The organism is Pseudomonas sp. PA-5-4B (assembly GCF_021606215.1).
In the GTDB taxonomy this organism is placed as follows: Bacteria; Pseudomonadota; Gammaproteobacteria; order Pseudomonadales; family Pseudomonadaceae; genus Aquipseudomonas; species Aquipseudomonas edaphica.
Genome location: NZ_WKDB01000002.1, coordinates 89,924 through 108,378 on the forward strand (window position 1 = coordinate 89,924; position 18,455 = coordinate 108,378).

At 62.3% G+C, this 18,455-nt stretch carries 17 protein-coding genes; 2 read left to right on the forward strand and 15 right to left on the reverse strand.

Annotated features, from left to right (window positions below; translation table 11 throughout):
* Positions 1-19: 19 nt before the first annotated feature.
* The 12 genes from GIW28_RS02345 to GIW28_RS02400 all read right to left on the reverse strand — a co-directional run bounded on the left by GIW28_RS02345 (position 20) and on the right by GIW28_RS02400 (position 11,039).
* Positions 20-2,332: an MMPL family transporter gene (locus GIW28_RS02345; protein WP_186617941.1), complete on the reverse strand. Its 2,313-nt coding sequence runs from the start codon at positions 2,330-2,332 to the stop codon at positions 20-22.
* Positions 2,322-2,972, reverse strand: coding sequence for an outer membrane lipoprotein carrier protein LolA (locus tag GIW28_RS02350; RefSeq protein WP_186617946.1), 651 nt, complete (start codon positions 2,970-2,972; stop codon positions 2,322-2,324). Before GIW28_RS02350 ends, GIW28_RS02345 begins: the two co-directional genes overlap by 11 nt.
* A gap of 29 nt (positions 2,973-3,001) precedes the next feature.
* Entirely contained in the window at positions 3,002-3,427 is a 426-nt protein-coding gene (locus GIW28_RS02355; RefSeq protein ID WP_099487817.1) for an acyl-CoA thioesterase, read from the reverse strand.
* Positions 3,420-4,961, reverse strand: a complete 1,542-nt coding sequence (locus tag GIW28_RS02360) for an HAL/PAL/TAL family ammonia-lyase (RefSeq protein ID WP_099548062.1) — start codon at positions 4,959-4,961, stop codon at positions 3,420-3,422. Before GIW28_RS02360 ends, GIW28_RS02355 begins: the two co-directional genes overlap by 8 nt.
* Complete coding sequence (locus GIW28_RS02365) at positions 4,945-5,880, reverse strand: LpxL/LpxP family acyltransferase (protein WP_099548063.1); 936 nt, start codon at positions 5,878-5,880, stop codon at positions 4,945-4,947. Before GIW28_RS02365 ends, GIW28_RS02360 begins: the two co-directional genes overlap by 17 nt.
* Positions 5,877-6,611, reverse strand: coding sequence for a glycosyltransferase family 2 protein (locus GIW28_RS02370; protein ID WP_176991735.1), 735 nt, complete (start codon positions 6,609-6,611; stop codon positions 5,877-5,879). Before GIW28_RS02370 ends, GIW28_RS02365 begins: the two co-directional genes overlap by 4 nt.
* Positions 6,612-6,811: 200 nt before the next feature.
* Complete coding sequence (locus GIW28_RS02375) at positions 6,812-8,482, reverse strand: acyl-CoA synthetase family protein (RefSeq protein ID WP_017138544.1); 1,671 nt, start codon at positions 8,480-8,482, stop codon at positions 6,812-6,814.
* Positions 8,479-9,024 carry a hypothetical protein gene (locus tag GIW28_RS02380; protein WP_186617937.1) on the reverse strand — a complete coding sequence of 182 codons (546 nt, stop codon included), beginning with the start codon at positions 9,022-9,024 and terminating at the stop codon, positions 8,479-8,481. Before GIW28_RS02380 ends, GIW28_RS02375 begins: the two co-directional genes overlap by 4 nt.
* Positions 9,021-9,275: an acyl carrier protein gene (locus GIW28_RS02385; protein ID WP_003187949.1), complete on the reverse strand. Its 255-nt coding sequence runs from the start codon at positions 9,273-9,275 to the stop codon at positions 9,021-9,023. Before GIW28_RS02385 ends, GIW28_RS02380 begins: the two co-directional genes overlap by 4 nt.
* A 9-nt stretch (positions 9,276-9,284) precedes the next feature.
* Positions 9,285-9,554, reverse strand: coding sequence for a phosphopantetheine-binding protein (locus tag GIW28_RS02390; protein ID WP_017138542.1), 270 nt, complete (start codon positions 9,552-9,554; stop codon positions 9,285-9,287).
* The gene (locus GIW28_RS02395; protein WP_017138541.1) at positions 9,532-10,344 is read right to left on the reverse strand and encodes a lysophospholipid acyltransferase family protein; all 813 of its coding nucleotides are present in this window, start codon (positions 10,342-10,344) and stop codon (positions 9,532-9,534) included. The genes GIW28_RS02390 and GIW28_RS02395 overlap by 23 nt, the downstream gene beginning before the upstream one ends.
* Positions 10,320-11,039 (reverse strand): beta-ketoacyl synthase chain length factor, encoded by a 720-nt coding sequence (locus GIW28_RS02400; RefSeq protein ID WP_186617935.1) that lies wholly within the window; start codon positions 11,037-11,039, stop codon positions 10,320-10,322. Before GIW28_RS02400 ends, GIW28_RS02395 begins: the two co-directional genes overlap by 25 nt.
* A gap of 317 nt (positions 11,040-11,356) precedes the next feature.
* Between GIW28_RS02400 and GIW28_RS02405 the strand changes: the two genes are divergently transcribed.
* Positions 11,357-12,127, forward strand: coding sequence for a ParA family protein (locus GIW28_RS02405; protein WP_017138539.1), 771 nt, complete (start codon positions 11,357-11,359; stop codon positions 12,125-12,127).
* 478 nt (positions 12,128-12,605) lie between these two features.
* Positions 12,606-12,827 carry a DUF6124 family protein gene (locus GIW28_RS02410; RefSeq protein ID WP_099548066.1) on the forward strand — a complete coding sequence of 74 codons (222 nt, stop codon included), beginning with the start codon at positions 12,606-12,608 and terminating at the stop codon, positions 12,825-12,827.
* 125 nt (positions 12,828-12,952) lie between these two features.
* Here GIW28_RS02410 and trxC read toward each other — a convergent pair whose 3' ends face one another.
* From trxC to mscK, 3 genes are all read right to left on the reverse strand, one after another.
* Positions 12,953-13,387, reverse strand: a complete 435-nt coding sequence (gene trxC / locus GIW28_RS02415; protein WP_017138537.1) for a thioredoxin TrxC — start codon at positions 13,385-13,387, stop codon at positions 12,953-12,955.
* A gap of 216 nt (positions 13,388-13,603) precedes the next feature.
* Complete coding sequence (gene selO / locus GIW28_RS02420) at positions 13,604-15,067, reverse strand: protein adenylyltransferase SelO (RefSeq protein ID WP_236445706.1); 1,464 nt, start codon at positions 15,065-15,067, stop codon at positions 13,604-13,606.
* Positions 15,068-15,115: 48 nt separating this feature from the next.
* Entirely contained in the window at positions 15,116-18,454 is a 3,339-nt protein-coding gene (gene mscK, locus GIW28_RS02425; RefSeq protein ID WP_017138535.1) for a mechanosensitive channel MscK, read from the reverse strand.
* Position 18,455: the final 1 nt, after the last annotated feature.

The window sequence follows — 18,455 nt, forward strand, 5'->3', positions numbered from 1 at the left end:
ACTTTGGCGATTAACACATTCATAAGGCGTGCTTCTGATGCCCGGCCCAAGGCGCCAGCATAAAGCTGAACGCCAGGCCGAGGCTGACCGACAGGCCGAAATTGCTCACGGCGGGTGTACTCGACACCGCCAGCAGGCCAAACGACAACCAGGTCGTCAGTGCTGCCAGCAGCGTACCTAAAAGACTCACGGCCGCGCCGCCGATCTGCTCGCGCATCAAGATCGCATAGTCGACGCTGATGGCGGTGACCAACAGCAGGCCGAACAGGCTGAACAAGGTCAGCGGCTGGCCCAGCCAACCGAGGCTGGCGAGGCTGCACAGCGCCGCGAGCAGTGGCAGGGCGACGATGCGCAGGGCACCGCCAACACCGAACGGCATAATCAATAACAGCACGATCAGCACACACGACATCAGCTTCAACTCAGCCGCGCTGATCTGCGTGTCGGCAAACACTCGGTTCAAATCACCCAGCCGGTCAACCAGTTGCACGCCGGGTAAGTCCAGCGCTTGCACACGCAACAGCGCCGGGTTGTTCAGGCCTTGCAGGCTGACCATCGCCGCCACGCCGCCGTTTACCGGCCCCAGCCACAAGGTGCGCCAAGGCTCAGCCAATGGGCCAACCAGCGCGGCATCGATGTCTTCGGTGGGCAGCGCTTGCAGTTGCGTGACTTCGGCTTGCAGCGCGCTGGCCGGCACGCCAAGGTCCAGCAGCGGCTGCCAGTGCTGCGCGAGGTTGTTCAGCGCATCACGAAGGTGTTGCTGCTCAGCCGGCAGGCTCACCAGTTGGTTGAGCGCCAGGTAGCCTTGCAGCTTGCCCATGTTCACCAACTGATCCAGGCGTTCGCCCAAGGCGGCCTGGCGTTCCAGTAACTGCTGCTGGTTGTCGGCGCGCACCAGGAAAAACTGGCTGGTGGGCTGGAAACCAGTAATGCGCGCCACGGCCTGCGCTTCTTGCAGCAATTGCGGCGGGGCACCGATCCACTGGCGGATATCATTTTTACTGTTCAAGTGCCACAGGCCGCCCGCGCAAAACAGCAGCAACAGTGCCAGCAGCACCGGGCTTGGCACGCGCTTGAGCAGCGCGGCGCGCAATAGCCACAGGCATTCGGCAATCCGCAGCGGCCATTGTGCCGGGCGCAGCTCCACACCCTTGAGCAGCGCGGGCAGCAGGCACACCGCCGACAGGTAGGCACCGACTAAACCGGCGGCGGAGAACACGGCGATTTGCGTCAGCGCCGGGAACGGCGTCCAGGCCAGCGCCAGGTAACCGATGCAACTGGTCGCCAGGCTCAGGCTCAGCCCCGGCAAGGTCAGGCGCAATGCCGGCCAGCTGCGCCAGGGTTGCAGGCTCCAGCTTTTGGACAGGTAATGCAGCGGGTAATCCACCGCCACGCCGATCAGGCTGGAGCCCAGCACCAGGGTCATCACATGCATATGGCCGAACAGCGCCACACAGGCCACCGCGCCAAACAGCATACCCACCAGCACCGGCACAAACGCCAGCAGCACCCGCCAGCGCCGAAACGCCAGCAACAGCAACAACAGGATGCCCAGCGTGGCGCCACCACCGACCCAGGTGATTTCCCGCGTGGCCTGTTGCTGCCCGTTGGCGGCGTAAAGCAGGCCGCTGGCAGCGAGCAATTGCGCGCCTTGCTCGCTGGCCTGTTCGCGACTGGCCTGGAGCAGGTCCGCCACTTGCAGCGGCAGTTTCATGTCAAAGGCATTGCCGGTGGTGCGCGCACGCAGCAGCACCCAGCTTTTGCCGTCGGCATCGGCAATCAAGGCGCCGCTGCCGATATCGAGCTGCACCGAACCGTGCTGCGGCTGGCTGTTCTGGATGCGACCGGTAAGGCCCAGCCAGTCGTCCTGGCTCGGCACCAGGCTGAACCCGGTAAACGGGTCGAACAGCGCTTGCACGCGCTGCTGAATGAACGCGTCTGGGTGCTCGATCAGTTGCTCGCGGTCCTTGGCCGAGAGCATCGCCAGCCGACCGCGCAGCAATTGTTCACGCAGGGCGGGCAAGTCGGCTTGCAGGTTCCACTGCACTTTTTCAAACAGCCCGCTGGCCTGCCAGCGTTCGCCCATTTGCTGCGCCACTGCTACGGCTTTTTGCCGATCGGCATGCCCCACCAACACCAGCATTTCGCGGTTCAGCGGTTCCTGCATACGCTGTTCGGCCTTGAGTTCCAGCGCATCCGGCGTGCTGCCCGGCACCAGTTCCATCAGGTTGGCCGACAATGGCGCGCCATGGCGCCACTGCCAGCCGGCCAGCGCCAATACTGCCACCAGCAGGATCAGGAACAGGCGTGGCAGCCAGCGCTCACTGGGCAAAGTCGTGTTGCTCCGATTCGCTCAACGGTTGGCCGGCAGTGCTGTCCTGCATGCGCAGCACGGTGCTGTCGCCCTGGGTTTCGAGCAGTTCGATTGTTTGCACCAGCTCGCCGCCGTCGATATTGATCTGGGTGAATACCTGCTTGAGCAGCAGCGAACGTGGGACCAGCGTCAGCTTCCACTGTTGGGCTTCGCCTTGCAGCTGCAGCTCGAAATCGCGCTGCAAGCCACTGCTGTCGCCTTGGAGTACGGCAAGGAACAGGCGATTCTGCTCGGCACCGGCGCTCTTGTTCGGCAGCAATTGCCAGCCATTGGCGTCACGCCGGGCGATGCCTTGGGCGCTGATGCGGTAGTCCTGTTGCAGCGGGGTTTTCAACAGCCACAGTAGGCCGTGGTCTTTGGCGAGTACGAACGTGCCTTTGCTGACCAGTGGCTGGGGCAGGGCGCGCAGGTGTTTTTCCTGGATGAAGCTGCCGTGGATTACGGCGGGTTTGGCCAGTTGGTCGCTTAGCTGCTGCAGGTCGAAGGCGTGGGCACTGAAACTCAGTAGCAACCCGATCAATGTGGGAGCGGGCTTGCCCGCGATGAACCTGAGGGCGCTGCGCAGTATCAGGCGAAGCGCGTTATCGTTGACGACCATCGCGGGCAAGCCCGCTCCCACATTGGATCTCATTTCAAGGCCCTTTCTACTGCGTTGGTAAAGACTGCGGGCGAGGCCAGCTGCATCTCGCGGCTGGCGATTTCCACCGCCACTTGCACGGTGCTGGCGCGGGTCAGGCGCTCGCCGCTGGCCAGGTCGGTGATCAGGTAGTTCACCTTCAAACGGTTCTCCCATTCCACCAGACTGGCGCGCACGTTGAGGGTCTGGCCGAACACTGCGCCGCGCACATAGCGCAGTTGCATGTCGATCACCGGCCAGGCGTAGCCGGATTCGAGCATCGCCGTGTAGTTGTGGCCGAGCTTGTCCAGCAACGCGCAGCGCGCCACTTCCAGGTACTTCACGTAATGCCCGTGCCACACCACGTTCATGGTATCGACATCAAAAAACGGCACGAGAATTTGCGTGTCGCAATGCAACACGCCCTGGCTACGCATGCAGCCTCCAGTGTTGCTCGGCGATACGTTTGAGGCACAGGCGCAGTTCGCCTTCCAATGCGCGGTCTTCGATCACCGGCGGGAAGTCTTTGGCCAGTTCGATATGCATGGCCGCCAAGGCCGGTGGCAGTGGTCGTGCGTCTTCAGCCTGGGCGCGCAGCCACACGCCCTGGTTGGCGGCGAGCAAGGTGGCGGCGGCGACCTGTTCGGTCAGCTCCAGCACGCGGATTGCGTCGCGGGCGGCGATGGTGCCCATGCTCACCTTGTCCTGGTTATGGCATTCGGTGGAACGCGAGAACACGCTGGCCGGCATGGTGTTTTTCAGCGCTTCGGCGGTCCAGGCGCTGGTACCGATCTGCACGGCCTTGAAGCCGTGGTTGATCATCGCGCGGTCGGCCGGCGCGCCGGACAGGTTGCTCGGCAGGCCGTGGTTGTAACGCACATCCACCAGCAGCGCGAGCTGACGGTCGAGCAGGTCGGCGACGTTAGCCACCAGGGTCTTGAGGCTGTCCATGGCAAAGGCGATATGCCCGCCGTAGAAGTGCCCGCCGTGCAGCACGCGCTCTTCTTCGGCGTCGATAATCGGGTTGTCGTTGGCGCTGTTCAGCTCGATTTCAATGAACGAGCGCAGCCAGTTCAGGCTGTCGGCCAGCACACCCAGCACATGGGGCGCGCAGCGCAGCGAGTAGCGATCCTGCAAACGATGCAGCGGCGCAGTCGGCGCATCGATCGCCAGGTCCTTGCGCAGCCAGGCGGCCACTTGCATCTGCCCCGGGTGCGGCTTGGCGGCGAACAGGCGCTCGTCGAAGTGTTCCGGGTTGCCTTGCAGCGCTACCACGTTCAATGCGGTGATGCGCGTGGCCAGTTGCAGCAGGTAGTCGGCGCGGGCGAAGGCCAGGCAGGCAAGGCCGGTCATCACGGCGGTGCCGTTCATCAAGGCCAGGGCTTCCTTGGGGCGCAGCACCAGCGGCTCCCAACCGAGTTCGCGGTGTACGTCGGCAGCCTGGCGGCGTTCGCCACGGAACAGCACTTCGCGCTCACCGGACAGGGTCGCCGCCACGTAGGACAGCGGCGTCAGATCACCGCTGGCGCCCACCGAGCCTTCTTCCGGAATCAGCGGCAGCACGTCGTGTTCGAGGAAGGCATGCAGGCGCTCCAGCAACTCCACGCGCACGCCGGACACACCATGGCACAGCGACTGCAAGCGTGCGGCGAGCACGGCGCGGGTGGCTTGGGCGTCGAGCAACTTGCCCAGGCCGCAACCGTGGAAGGTGTAGAGGTGACGTGGCAACGCCTCGACGTGCTGCAACGGCACCGCCACCACGCAGGAGTCGCCGTAGCCGGTGGTCACGCCATAGATCACGCCTTCCTTGTCCAGCAGCGAGTCGAGGAACTGCGCGCCCTTGGCGATGCGCTGGCGATAGGCAGCGTCATCCTGCAATTGCGTGGGCGCCTGACGGTTGGCCAGGGCCAGCACGTCTTCGATTGGCAGGTGGCGTTCGCCAAAAATTACCGGCTCAAGATGCGGGGTCATCGGTCTTCCAGAAAGGGTAAAAGTTGAACCATTGTTGGGGCGCCTCCAGGCAAAAATCGCCCAGGCGTGCGGCGTAGCGGGCGGTCCACTGGGCGATGACGTGCTCGCGGGTGCTGCGCTTCCATTCGATCAAGGCGGCGAACGGCTCGATGGTCAGGCGATAGCGGCCATTGTGCTTGAGGCACATCAGCAGGTTGACCGGGCATTTAAGCAGGCCGGCCAGCAGCCACGGGCCTTGGGGGAAGGCGGCGGCATGCCCGAGAAAGTCCACGCGCACCTTGCGCCCGCCGTGCAGGGGCACGCGGTCACCGGCAATCGCCAGCCACTCGCCCTCGTCCAGGCGCTGGCTGAGCAGCAGCATGGTCGCCGGGTCCAGCTCGCTGACCTGGATCAGGCGCAAGTGCGTGGCCCCGGCCTCGCCCAGCAGGCGGTTGAATTGTTCGGCGTGCTTGGTGTGCACCAACACGTTCATGGTGACTTGTTCGCCAATCTCTGCGAGTGCGCGGCACACCTCCAGGTTGCCCAAGTGCGCGCCCACCAGCATCTGGCCGCGCTTGCCGCGTAACTGCCCGCGCAATTGCGCCGGGTCGTTGATTTCGATCTGTTCGATGCGCAGCTTGCCGTTCCACACGTCGAGCTTGTCGAGCAAGGAGTCGGCGAAGGCCATGAACTGCGCGAACACGCTTTTATGGCTGGGCCGCAACGCAGCGCGCCCGCTCCAGTCGGCCAGGCGCTGCTGGTATTGCCAGGCACTTTGGCGCGCTGTGCGGCCGAACAGGAAAAAGTACAAAACGATGCCGTACAGCACCGGGCTCAACAGGCGGCGGCCCAGTACTTTGGCCGCGAACGCGGTGAGTTTCATCAGCCAGAAGCTGCCGCGCTCTTCGCGGTCGGCCCAGTGTTTGGTGCTGTCGCTCATGCCTGCCACCGTCGCCACACAATCATCGGCGCGCGTACCAGCATGCCGAAGAACAGCCGGGTGTGCATGGCGCTGATGCGCACGTTGTCGCGGAACAGGCGGAAGTGTGACACGCCATCGGTAGGGTAATGCACTTGGGTCGGCAGCCAGCGCATCGGCTGGTTGCGCCAGGCCAGGCGTACCAGGATGTCGGAGTCGAAATCCATGCGCGTGCCGATGTACGCCGAATCCATCAAGGCCAGCGTCGGCGCCAGCGGGTACACGCGAAAACCGCACATCGAGTCGCGAATTTGCAGCGACAGGGTGTTGATCCACACCCACACGTGGGTCAGGTAGCGCGCGTAAAGGCGACCTTTGGGCACGCTGTCGTCGTATTCGGGGTAGCCGCAGATCACCGCATTTGGGTGCGTGCGCGAGGCGTCGAGGAAGCTGTCGACTTCGCGCAGGTCGTGCTGGCCGTCGGCGTCTACCTGCAGCGCGTGGGTGTAGCCCAGGCGCGCGGCTTCGCGAAAACCGGCCATGACCGCGCCGCCTTTGCCTTGGTTGTTTGGCAGGGTCAACAAGGTGACGTGATCGAGCGTTGCCAGTTGCGCCAATACCGCCGCGCACGCCGGGCTGCTGCCGTCATCGACCAGCAGGCACGGCAGGCCGCTGTTCAACAGGCTGTGAACCACGGCGGGTACGGCGGTTTCGTGGTTGTAGACCGGGATGAGGGCGCAGGGGTTATGCATGGCGTACCCAGCCAGCGATTGAACAACCTGTGGCGAGCAGGCTTGTCGAATCGTCGCACCGCCTGCGTTGGGCTGCGCAGCGGCCCCAGTAAGGTAACCTCCGAGAATCAGGCAGTACTCCATTACAGGTTTTGGGGCCGCTTCGCAGCCCAACGCAGGGCAAGCCTGCTCGCCACATTAAGCCTGTTAGCCACAAAAGCCTATTCACTTGGGGCCTCCAGCACGATCCGGCCGCTGGAGCAGGCCGCATCGCCGTTGCGGTACGCGAAGTACAGCTTGCCGCGCTCCGGATCGAAGCGCAGGTGCAGTTCAACCTGATCACCAGGGCGCACCAGTTGCTGGAACTTGAGCACTTCCATCCCGGCAAAGGTCGCGGGTAAATCGAGCAGTTGCTGGCCGAGGTTGAAGGCCCATTCCACCTGCACCACGCCGGGCAGCACCGGCGTGACCGGGAAATGGCCGCTGAAGTAGGCCAGGTCCGGCGGGATGCTCAGTTGCACAGTCCATTCGCCGTTGGCTTCGACCTGTTCCAGCACTTCGGGTGCTTTTGGGCGTGGTGCCAGCAGCAATGCCTCTGCGTCAGCCTGGGGCAGTTTGCCTTGGCTGTTCAGCGGCAGCTGGCGCAGCAAACGCCAGCGACGTGGCAGGGCCAGGGCTTCGCAATGTTGGCTTAAATGCTCGCGCAGGGTTTGGGTGACGCTGCGTCGCCCCTGATTGCGCAGCGCATGCAGGCCCTCGGCGCTCAGCACCACCAGCGCGCCAAGTGAAGCGCGGTTTTCCTGCACCACGCCCAGGCGGGTTTCAGCGACCCAGGCGTGGGTCAGCAGTGCCTGTTCGAGCATGGGCAGGGAGATGCGTTTTTCTTCCAGTTTGACGATGCGGTCCAGGCGCCCGAGCAGCTCGAAGCGGCCATCGGAATGAATGCGCGCCGCGTCGGCGGTTTGTTCGATATGCCCGGCCGGCAGGTACGGCGAGGCAATGCGCAGGGCGCCGTCGGCATCCTGGCTCAGTTCCACATCGGCAAATGGCTGCCACGGCTGTGCACCCTGGCGCCATGCGATGCCGCCGGTTTCCGAGCTGCCGAGGATTTCCGTCGGCCATTGCTGCAAGCGGTCGTACAGGCTGCCGGCGGCTTCCACTGGCAGCGCGCCGCCGGAGGAGAACACTCGCGACACTTTACTCAGTGCGGGCCAGTCGAGGTTGTCGCCCATGCGCTTGAGCAGTGCGGGGCTGGCGACCCAGGCAAATTGCGCATGTTCGCGGCTGGCGCGCTGCATGTCTTCAGGGAAGGCTAGTTGCTTGCGCACAAAGGTGCGGCCGGCGCACAGCGGCCACAACACCCGGAACAGCAAACCATAGATATGTTGGGTGGCCACGCTGCCGATGATGCAGGCGTCTTTGAGGCCTGCGCCCCACAGCGCTTCCAGCGCCGCCACTTCGTTGGCCAGTTGGCGCAGGGTCTTGTCGATGCGCTTGGGTTCGCCGCTGGAGCCGGAGGTGCACAGGCTCAATTGGCAGGCGTCGAGGTCGAGCGCGGCAGGGCTCAATGGCGCCTGATACAACGCGTCAAGGTCGGCTGCCTCTACGAGCCAGGCGTCCACGCTGTCGTCCCAGCGTTGGCGGGTCTGGGGCTGTAAGTCGGCAGGCAGCAGCACACTGACCCCGGCACGCCAGGCGCCCAGCAGGGCAACGGCCAGCACGCCTGCGTCTTCCAGGTGCACCGCCAAGCGCTGGATGCCGCGCGCCTGCAGGCCCGCCGCGAGGCTCAGGGCCTGCTCGCAGAGTTGGACGTGATTCATCGCAGGTTCGGTGGTGACCGAACGTTGTTCCAGCGCCTCAAGCAGCAAGTGCTCAAGTTTCAACCCATTCATACGCGGCCTCGAACCCTTTGTCGTACCAGCCATTCCACGGCAAACAGCAGCCCCATCAGCCCGTAGGCGATGAGGCCGTTGTACAACGTCCACCAGCTCAGTGGCGCCCACAGCGTGAGGGCGGCGGCGAGCAAGCCATTACACAGAAAAAACATACTCCACACCACGGTGACCTGGCGCGTGTACACAATTGCTTTGGGCGGCAGCTGCGGGTCGGTCATGCGTGCAAGACGCTCGACCATCGGCGGCCCGTATTTGAGGCTCATGCCGAACAGCGCCAGCATGAACGCGCTGACCAGGCTCGGGTACCAGCGCAGCAACTGCGGGTTGTCGAACCAGGCCAACAGCAGGCAGAACACGATCACCGCTACGGCCATCCAGCGGCTGCCGGGGCGCCGTGCGCCGGTCAGCGCACGCAACAGCCACAGGCTACCCAGCAGCAAACCGAATTGCCACGGCGCGAAGTGCTCGGTGCCGTAATACACCGCAAAAGGGTACAGCAGCCCCGCCAGCAACAGGCCAAGGCCGATCAGCCGGCTCATGCGGCAGGCTGGACCAGACGGTACACCGCCTCAACCACGTCGTTGACAGTGCGCACCGCCTTGAACTCTTCGGCGGCGATCTTCTTGCCGGTCTGGCGCTTGATATGGTCGATCAGGTCCACGGCATCGATGCTGTCGATTTCCAGGTCCTGATACAGGTTGGCGTCGAGGGTGACGCGCTCAGGCGGCAGTTCAAACAGTTCCACCAAGGCATCGCGCAGGGTGTTGAAAATATCGTCACGAGTTTGCATGGTCCGGTCTCAAGCTGCCTTTTTAGCCGTGACGAATGCCGCAAGGCTGGCCACGTTGGTGAAGTGATTGCGCGTGTCTTTGGCGTCGGCATCGATCTTGATGCCGTACTTTTTCTGGATCGCCAGGCCCAACTCCAGGGCGTCCACCGAATCCAGGCCCAGGCCTTCGCCGAACAGGGTCTGGTCGCTGCCAATGTCGTCGGGGCTGATGTCTTCCAGGCCCAGGGCCTCGATGATCAGCGCCTTTATGTCGTGCTCAAGGCTGTGTTGGTTGCTCATCTTCGGCGAGCTCCTTAATGAAATAGTGATGCAGGTAATCGTTGAGCTTGCGTGAAGCCTGGGGCGCTGGCCCCAGTGTGGCAAACGCCTGTGGGTCTATATCGGCACCTACGCGCAAACTGAAGTGAAAACGGCGTTTGGGAATGCGATACCAGGGTTCGGCCTTGGTCAGGGTGGTGGGGCTGACCTTGATCACCACCGGGGTGATGATTGTCGCACCGCGCAGCGCAATGGCCGCGCCGCCGCGATGAAAGGCCGGTGCTACGCCGGGCGTGGTGCGCGTGCCCTCGGGAAAGATGATCAGCGTCTGGCCATCGCGCAGCGCATCGGCCGCGGCATCGAGCATATCGGCGCTGCCGTCATTGCTGATGTAACCGGCGTCGCGCACCGGCCCACGGGTGAACGGGTTCTGGAACAGGCTCTGCTTGACCACGCAGTTGGTCTGGCGCATCAGGCCGATCAAAAACACCACGTCGATCAGCGACGGGTGGTTGGCGATGATCATCTGGCCGGGGCGCCCGAGGTTTTCTGCGCCTTCAACGCTGTAGGTCAGCACACCGGCGCGTTGCATCATGCGGATAAACAGCCAGAACAGCTTGCTGATGGTGTGGCGGGCGCGGCGCTGGTGTTTAGCGGCACTGCCTGGCAGGCAACTGAGCAGCGGGAACACCAGCAAACGCAGGCACAGCCCGCCGACACCGAAGCAGAAGAAGCTCGCGGCGGTGGCGAACAGGCGCCAGTAATAGGCGTCCCGTGGCTTGTCGGTCAGGGCTTGCGTTGCCAGTTCCATACACGGTTCTTCCAGGCATGTTGGCAGGTGGCCTGCTCGGTAAGCAGGGTGCGCAGCAGGTTCAGGGCGTGGGGCCACTGGGTTTGAGTGAGTTGGACAGCGCCGCTGTTTAGTTCCAGTTGCCACTCGTCGCCCGGGGTCAGCAGCAGGCCGAGGGCATAAGGGAAGGGCACGTCACGGATCCAGTCGGCGTAAGCCGCAGGCGGTTGTTCTTCGGTGATCACCAGCAACACCGCCGGGGCGCCTTCGTTGAGCAGCGCGGCGGCTTCGAGCATGCCGTGTTCCAGGCCGTCGCCGGCGGCGGCGAGGGCGGTCATTTCGCAGGTCTCATTGCGCAGGATCGACCACAGGCCAATCACCGCGTTATGCACCGACAGGCTGAACTGGGTGGGCGACAGCGGTTCGTCGTTGGCCAGGTCGCTGAGTATATCGAGGGTGCGCGGGGTTTCGCCGTGCCGGGAAACAAACACCAGCGGCAGGTTTTGCCGGCCCTCGGCCAACGGCCAGCCCACGCTGAACGCCATGCGCGCCAGCCGGCTCAGGCGGCGGCGCTGCATGGCGGGCAGGAACGACACATCGGGTGACGCATCGCTGGCCGGCACTAACACCGGAGCCTGGCACCAGGCGCGCCAGTCCTGCGCAGTCTCAAGGCCCGGAGCCCAGGCGCGCCATTGGTCGATATTGAAAGTGATCACTGAGAAGTTATCCCGCCCCTGCGGGCTTCCATGTGCAGCCGTTGGCCCCGAATACCGGGACAGGGAACAATGGCCGAATGGCGCGCATTATCCCGGTGCCGTGGGGTTCTAGCAAACTTTGGTAAAGATTTGTTCACGGATGAATACAATTTGCCGGAAAAGATTTACAGATTGTCCTTTACCCGTGCGGTGTGTGGATTGTAGGACTCCTCCTTTTGTTCGACAGGTGATGCGCCAGTGCATGGATGAACGAGGTAGCTAACAGGCGCTTTTGCCCTCTACACTCGGACATTCATTGATACACGGAGGTTTTTTCCATGCGGCGTGTGGTGTTCAATCAAAAAGGCGGCGTTGGCAAGTCCAGCATTGCCTGCAACCTGGCGGCGGTGAGCGCCAGTGAAGGCTATCGGACCCTGTTGGTGGACCTCGATGCACAAGCGAACTCAACTCAGTACCTCACAGGGCTGACCGGCGACGATATCCCGATGGGCATCGCCGACTTCTTCAAGCAAACCCTGTCTTCCGGGCCGTTTTCGAAGAAAAATCAGGTGGATATCTACGAAACGCCATTCGACAACCTGCACGTGATCACTGCGACCGCCGAGCTTGCGGACCTGCAGCCCAAGCTTGAGGCCAAACACAAGATCAACAAGCTGCGAAAGCTGCTGGATGAGTTGAGCGAAGATTACGACCGGATTTACCTGGATACGCCGCCGGCACTGAATTTTTATGCGGTTTCGGCGTTGATTGCCGCTGATCGCGTGCTTATCCCGTTTGATTGCGACAGCTTCTCGCGCCAGGCGTTGTATGGTCTGTTGCGTGAAATCGAAGAATTGAAGGAAGACCACAACGAAGGCCTCGAAGTGGAAGGCATCGTGGTCAACCAGTTCCAGGCCCGTGCGAGCCTGCCGCAGCAGATGCTGGATGAGTTGATTGCCGAAGGTTTGCCGGTACTGCCGGTGTACCTGGCCAGCTCGGTGCGCATGCGCGAGTCGCACCAGGAGAGCAAGCCGCTGATCCACCTGGACCCACGGCACAAGCTGACGTTGCAGTTTGTGGAGCTGCATAACTTGCTGGAAAATGCCTGATCCCAATAGCACCCCAAATCCCCTGTGAACTCATGTGGGAGCTGGCTTGCCTGCGATGCAGACAACTCGGTCTATCAGTTAGACCGAGGTGATGCCATCGCAGGCAAGCCAGCTCCCACATTTGTTTTTGTGTTTCAGCAGGGGGATTTGGATTGTTCCTACGGAGGCTGTAGGAAGGGTCTGGCAAATGGGGTTGTGGGTTGTATCGTTGCCTACAGCTAAGCCAGAATCGCCCGGCTTGTGCGTCTGGATGGGCGTCTCTAAGGTTGGCCGGTCGCTGAATGTTCAGTGATCGGGTTTAGTAGCCCGTGGTGAGACGTACAGCAAATCATTGATCAGGACTGCCCTGTATTTGATGGTGGCTGTACGGAGGGCGCTTTCGAGCGCGCCGGTGAGTCTCCCCGGTCTACTAACCTGCGTACAGCTGCCACCCTCCGTTTAGTAGCGGCTGGTTGCGGCTCCTACCCGGAGACGTTCCATGGTTAACCTTTATTCCGTTGCACCCAACCTCCCTACCGAAACCCTCGTACTCAACAGCTACGAAACCTTCACTTCCGTCCGTACCCTGTTACTCAAGCTGTCCAACGACCTCACCGGCGAGCACCGCGACGTGGCTTTGGCCATTCATCAATTAAGCGAACTCGGCGTAATGCTGGTCGGCCAGATGATGGACCACGAAACCCCCGTAGCCCGAGCTTAAAACGCGGTCAATGTGGGAGCTGGCTTGCCTGCGATGCAGGCAACTCGGTCTATCAGTTAGACCGAGGTGAGGCCATCGCAGGCAAGCCAGCTCCCACAGTTGACCCCGTTGATTGAGGGGCTGGTTTACACCCCTTGGCTACGCAACCAACTCATCAACTGCGGCAACGGGAACGCCCCACTCTGGCGTGCCACTTCACGGCCGTTCTTGAACAGAATCAAACTCGGAATCGAGCGAATCCCCAACTGCGCCGACAGCTGCTGATTAGCCTCGCTATCAAGCTTGGCCAATCGGCACTTGCCCTCCAACTGCCCAGCCGCCTGCTCAAACACCGGCGCAAACGACTTGCACGGCCCACACCACTCGGCCCACACATCCACCAGCAACGGCAGGTCGCCCTTGATCTGGCTGGCGTAGTCGCCTTGTTTCAGCTCGAAGGGCTTGTTCAACAAAACAGGCTGCTTGCAGCGCCCGCATTTAGGCGCATCACCCAAGCGTTCGCCGGGGATGCGGTTGAGGCCGTTGCAATGCGGGCAGGGGATTACAAGAGGTTCGGACATGGTGGGCTCCTAGGACGTGGCCAATGGGTTCAATCTGGAGCCGGCAACGAGGTTTATCAAGACCAGGCGAAAAGGATGAAACACTGATCGTTCCCACGCTCCGCGTGGTAATGCATCCCGTGACGCTCCGCGTCACCCGTGCGCAGATGCACTGCAAAAGGCGGGACGCGGAGCGTCCCAGGCGGCATTCCCACGCGGAGCGTGGGAACGATCATCTTACGACGAGCAACTAATCTCCAAATGCTTGCCCCAGTCCGGTGGCCGCTGGGCGTATTGCTCCATCCCGGCCTGCTCTTCAAAAGGCTTGCTCAGCACCTCATGCAGCCGCCGCACTTCGCTGTAGTCACCTGACTCGGCAGCCGCGATGGCGTTCTGTGCCAGATAGTTGCGCAGAATGTACAGCGGGTTCACCGCGTGCATGCGTTCGCGGCGGCGTTCTTGGCTGTCATCGCCATCCCGTGCGACGCGTGCCTTGTACTGCTCGGCCCAGGCATCAAACCCGGCCAGGTCGACAAAGTCATCGCGCAAGCGCGCCACGGCCAGTGCCGCAGACTCATCACCCAGGCGGCGGAAGAACAGCGTGTAGTCCACGCCGCTGTTCTGCATCAGTTTCAGCAAGCGTTCCACCAGTGGCTGGTCAGCGTCTTCAGCCGTGGTGAGCCCCAAGCGTCGACGCATCAGGTCCAGGTAGTGCGCCTGATACAGCGGCAGATACAGCCCAAGGGCTTCTTTTAAGGCATCCACACTGATAAACGGCGTCAGCGCCTGGGCCAGCGCGCTCAGGTTCCACTGCCCGATCGGCACTTGGTTGCTGAAGGAGTAGCGCCCTTCATGGTCCGAATGGTTGCAGATGAAGTGCGCGTCAAAGTCATCCAGAAACGCAAACGGCCCGAAGTCGAAGGTGATGCCCAGGATAGACATATTGTCGGTGTTCATCACGCCGTGGCAGAAGCCATAGGCCTGCCATTTGGCGATCATCTCGGCGTTGCGCTCGACGATTTCGCGGAACATCGCCAGGTACGGTTCGGGCTGTTCGCGGCACTCGGGGTAGTGCAGATTCAACACGTGCTCCGCCAATTCGGCCTGCTGCTCGGGCTTCTTGGTGTAGTAGAAGTATTCGAAATGCCCGAAGCGGATATGGCTGTGAGCCAAGCGCAATACCATGGCGCCGCGCTCTTGTTTCTCGCGCCATACCGGCGTGTCGGAGCCAATCACGCAGAGGGCGCGGCTGCTGGGAATACCCAAGGCATGCAGGGCTTCGGAAGCGAGAAACTCACGAATCGAAGAGCGCAGCACCGCACGCCCATCGCCCATGCGCGAATACGGCGTCATCCCGGCACCCTTGAGGTGCAGGTCCCAATGCTCGCCGGCCTGGTTGTACACCTCACCCAGCAACAACCCGCGGCCATCGCCCAGTTGCGGGGTATAGCCGCCGAACTGGTGCCCGGAATAGACCATTGCCCGCGGTTCTGCTTCGGCCCACAGTTTGTGCCCGCCAAACAGCTCGGCAAATACCGGCGTTTCGGCCACGGCCGGGTCGAGGTCGAGCAAGGCCATGGCGGCGTCGCTCGCCACCACAAGGCGCGGCGCGTCGAGGGGCTCAGGCAGTACGTGGGTTGAGAACGCGTCGCCCAGGCGTGCGAAGCGGTTGTCGAAGGTCAGTTCGTCGAGGGCTTTCACCGGCCATCTCCAGCAGAATGTCCGAGCATTCTGCTGGGGATAGGGTGTTTAGTCGAGTTTGCTCGGCGGCGGTTCTTGCACGCCGCCGTCGTTGGCGGGTTTGGTCGGTGCGTCGACTTCCACCAGCTTGTATTCCTGGCCGTGAAGGTTCTTGAGGTAGACCTCCATCTGGCGGAACGAGATGTTGATGTGGTGGTTCTTGAACTCGCGGTTGATAAAGCGGTTCACCTCGTCGATCACCGGGTTGCGGTCACCCAGGTCGCGCACGTGCATGCGCAGTTCGTGGTCGAGGGTGCTTTCGCCGAAGTTGAGGAAGTACACATGGGGTTCGGGTTCTTTCAGCACGCGCGGGTTTTCACGCGCGGCCTTGAGCAGCAATTCCTTCACCAGATCCAGATCAGAGCCATAGTCCACACCGAGTTTCAGGGTGACGCGGGTGATGGTGTCGGTCAGTGACCAGTTGATCAGTTGCCCGGTGATAAACGTCTTGTTCGGGACAATGATGTCCTTGCGGTCGAAGTCCGTAATCGTCGTGGCGCGGATGCGGATCTTGCTCACCGTGCCCGACAGGTTGCCGATGGTGATGGTGTCGCCGATGCGCACCGGGCGTTCGAACAGGATCATGATGCCGGAGATAAAGTTGGCGAAGATCTCCTGCATACCAAAGCCCAACCCCACCGACAGCGCCGCCACCAGCCATTGCAACTTGTCCCAGCTCACGCCGAGGGTGGACAAGGTGGAGACGAAACCGACGCCGGCGATCACATAGGACAGCAAGGTGGTCGTGGCATAGGCGCTGCCTTGGGCCAGGTCCAGCTTGGACAGCACCAGTACTTCGAGCAGGCCGGGCAGGTTGCGCGCCAGGGCGAAGGTGATGCCGACGATGATCGAGGCGCCGAGCAAGTCGCCGATACTGATCGGCACCATGCTGATATTGGCACCAGTGCCGCTGGTGTATTCGTAGAGGGTCACGTTGTCCAGGTAGGAGAACACAGTGATCAGGTCTTTCCACACCCAGTACAGCGCGGCGATAAAGCCGCCGAGCAAGGCCAGGCGGATCAGGCGCATGGACTGTTCGTTGACCTGCTCGATGTCCAGGGTCGGTTCTTCGATCACCGCTTCGCCGTCGCCGGCTTCCTTGGCGGCCTGGCGTTTGGCCAGGGCGCGGGCATAGGCCAGGCGTCGTGCAGCAACGCCGAGGCCGCGGACAAAGGTGGCCTCGATGACCAGCCAGAACATCAGCAGGTACAGCGTGTTGATCAGCCGGTCGCTGAGTTTGAGCGCGGTGTAGTAGTAGCCAAAGCACACGGCGATAAACAGCGCGACGGGCAGGGCGGTAAACACCAGGCCCACGGCCTTGCGGAACAATGAGGCTTTTTCGTGGGTCGGGCTGTGCAGCAGCAGGCGACTCAGCAGCCAGGCCATCAGCGCGTAGCAGGTCAGCACCACAGCGATACCCAGCACGTCGTCGGCCAGCGCGGCCGGCTGGTGTTCGGCGATGGCCACTACCGCTACCAGCGCCAGCACCACCAGCCCGAGCTTGCGGATCCAGCCCTGGAGGAACTCGACCTGGGGCTTTTCCCAGCGGAAATGCAGTTCGGCCACGCCACCTGGCGCGAGAATCCGGTAGGCGGTGTAGAACACCAGCCACGCTTGGGCGATCAGCAGCAAGGCCGCGCCCAAGTTGGCGTTTTGCCCACGGGCGTCGATTTGCAGCGCGTAGCCGCACAATGCCAGCGCCAGGGCCACCGGCAGCGCCAGCAGGATATTCACCAGGATGGCCACCGGCGTGTGCCATTGGCTGTCGCGCTTGAAGTGGCCAATATCGAGGTGGATCTTTTTCAGGCGCGCGTACAAGGCTTTACGCCGCCACAGCAGTGCGCCAATCAACAGCAGCAACGGCAAGAACAGCAGCGGGCGCTGGGTCAGGCCGTCATACAGTTCGCTGACGCTCGAAGCCCACGGCAGGGTGGTGACTTGCTTGGTCAGGTGGTCCGGCACGGTTTCCAGCCACTCGGTGTCCAGCGGCTTGTTGCTGGGGATCCAGAACATTTGCTCGTCGAGGGTCGCGCGCAGGTTGGTGGCGGTGCTGAGCAGTTGTTTCTGGTTCAGTTGCAGGGTGATAGATTCGTTCAGCAGCGCGCTCAGCTCACGGCTCAGGCGTTCGAGCAGGTCGCTGCGAGTGATCGCCAGTTCCAGCAAAGTGCGGCGCAATTGTGGCGTCACGTCATCCGGCGACTGATTGGCCAGCAGGCTATCCACATAGGTGCTGGGCGTACTGATCAGTTCGCGTTGCTGGTTGACCTCGAACTGGTACAGGCGAATGTTGGCGATGTCGTCCGCCAGGTTGCGGTCGACGGTAAGACGCGGCAGCGCCTGTTTTTGTTTGTAGAGGATTTTGGAGAGCAGCAGGCTGCCCTTGAGCACATTGATCTGCTCGTCCAGGGCCGAGTCGCTTTGAGTGACGGTGTCCAGTTGCTGCTTGGTCTGCAGGTTTTTCTGGGTCAGGTCATTGAGGCGATCAGTGCTTTTGAGCAGGTAGTCGGAGAGCTTGAGGTTGGCCGCGCTTTCGGTCGCGAGCAGGCTGCTGCCACCGGCCTTTTGCGCTTCGATGGACTGCTGGGTCACGGTCTGCTGGGACTGGGCCAGGCGTTTCTGGTTGATCAGGGTTTGCAGGTCCTGGATCTCTTGTTCCAGGCGCGCGGTCTTTTCCACCACCAGGTCATGCTGGCTGTTGCCCAGGTCTTGCAGTTGGCTGTTGCCGGCCAGTTCCTGGCGGCGCAGCGGGATCAGGGCATTAAGGGCCGCAAGTTCGGCATTCAATTGGTTGCGCTGGTCGCCGCTGAGGGTTTTGCCGTTGTCTTTACCAGCCTTGAGGATCGAATTGATCTGCTGGATGCGCGTCTGGCTGCTGCTGATTTCGGTCTGGGCGCGCTCTGGACGGGTCTGGGCGGCGATGGTCAGGCTGTTGGCGTCGGCCAACTCTTTTTGCAGGTCGCCTTGCTGGGTGCTGCGCTGCACGAGCAATTGCTCAAGTTGCGGCACGGGCAGCGAGGCATAGCGTTGGGCCACGGGGACAATTTTAGTCGCCTTGAGCCGCACCAATTCACGCTGGTTGTCGGTGGTCTGGCGCGGGGCGTCTGCCAGCTGGCGCTTGAGGTCGGCCAGGCGCTGCTCGTAATCCTGCTTGTTGCCCAGGTACGTCAACGTCTGTTGCAGGATGCTCTGCAACGCCTTCATGTCGGCGTCGGGCAGCTTGCGGTCGGGCAGCTTGTCCAGGCTTTGCTGGATGGCGTCGGTGCTGGGCGGGTCGGCGGCGTAGACGTTGCCCACGCAGAGGGTCAGGCCCAGCAGGGCAGTGGCTAAAAAGGTGCGCAGTAGGGTCATG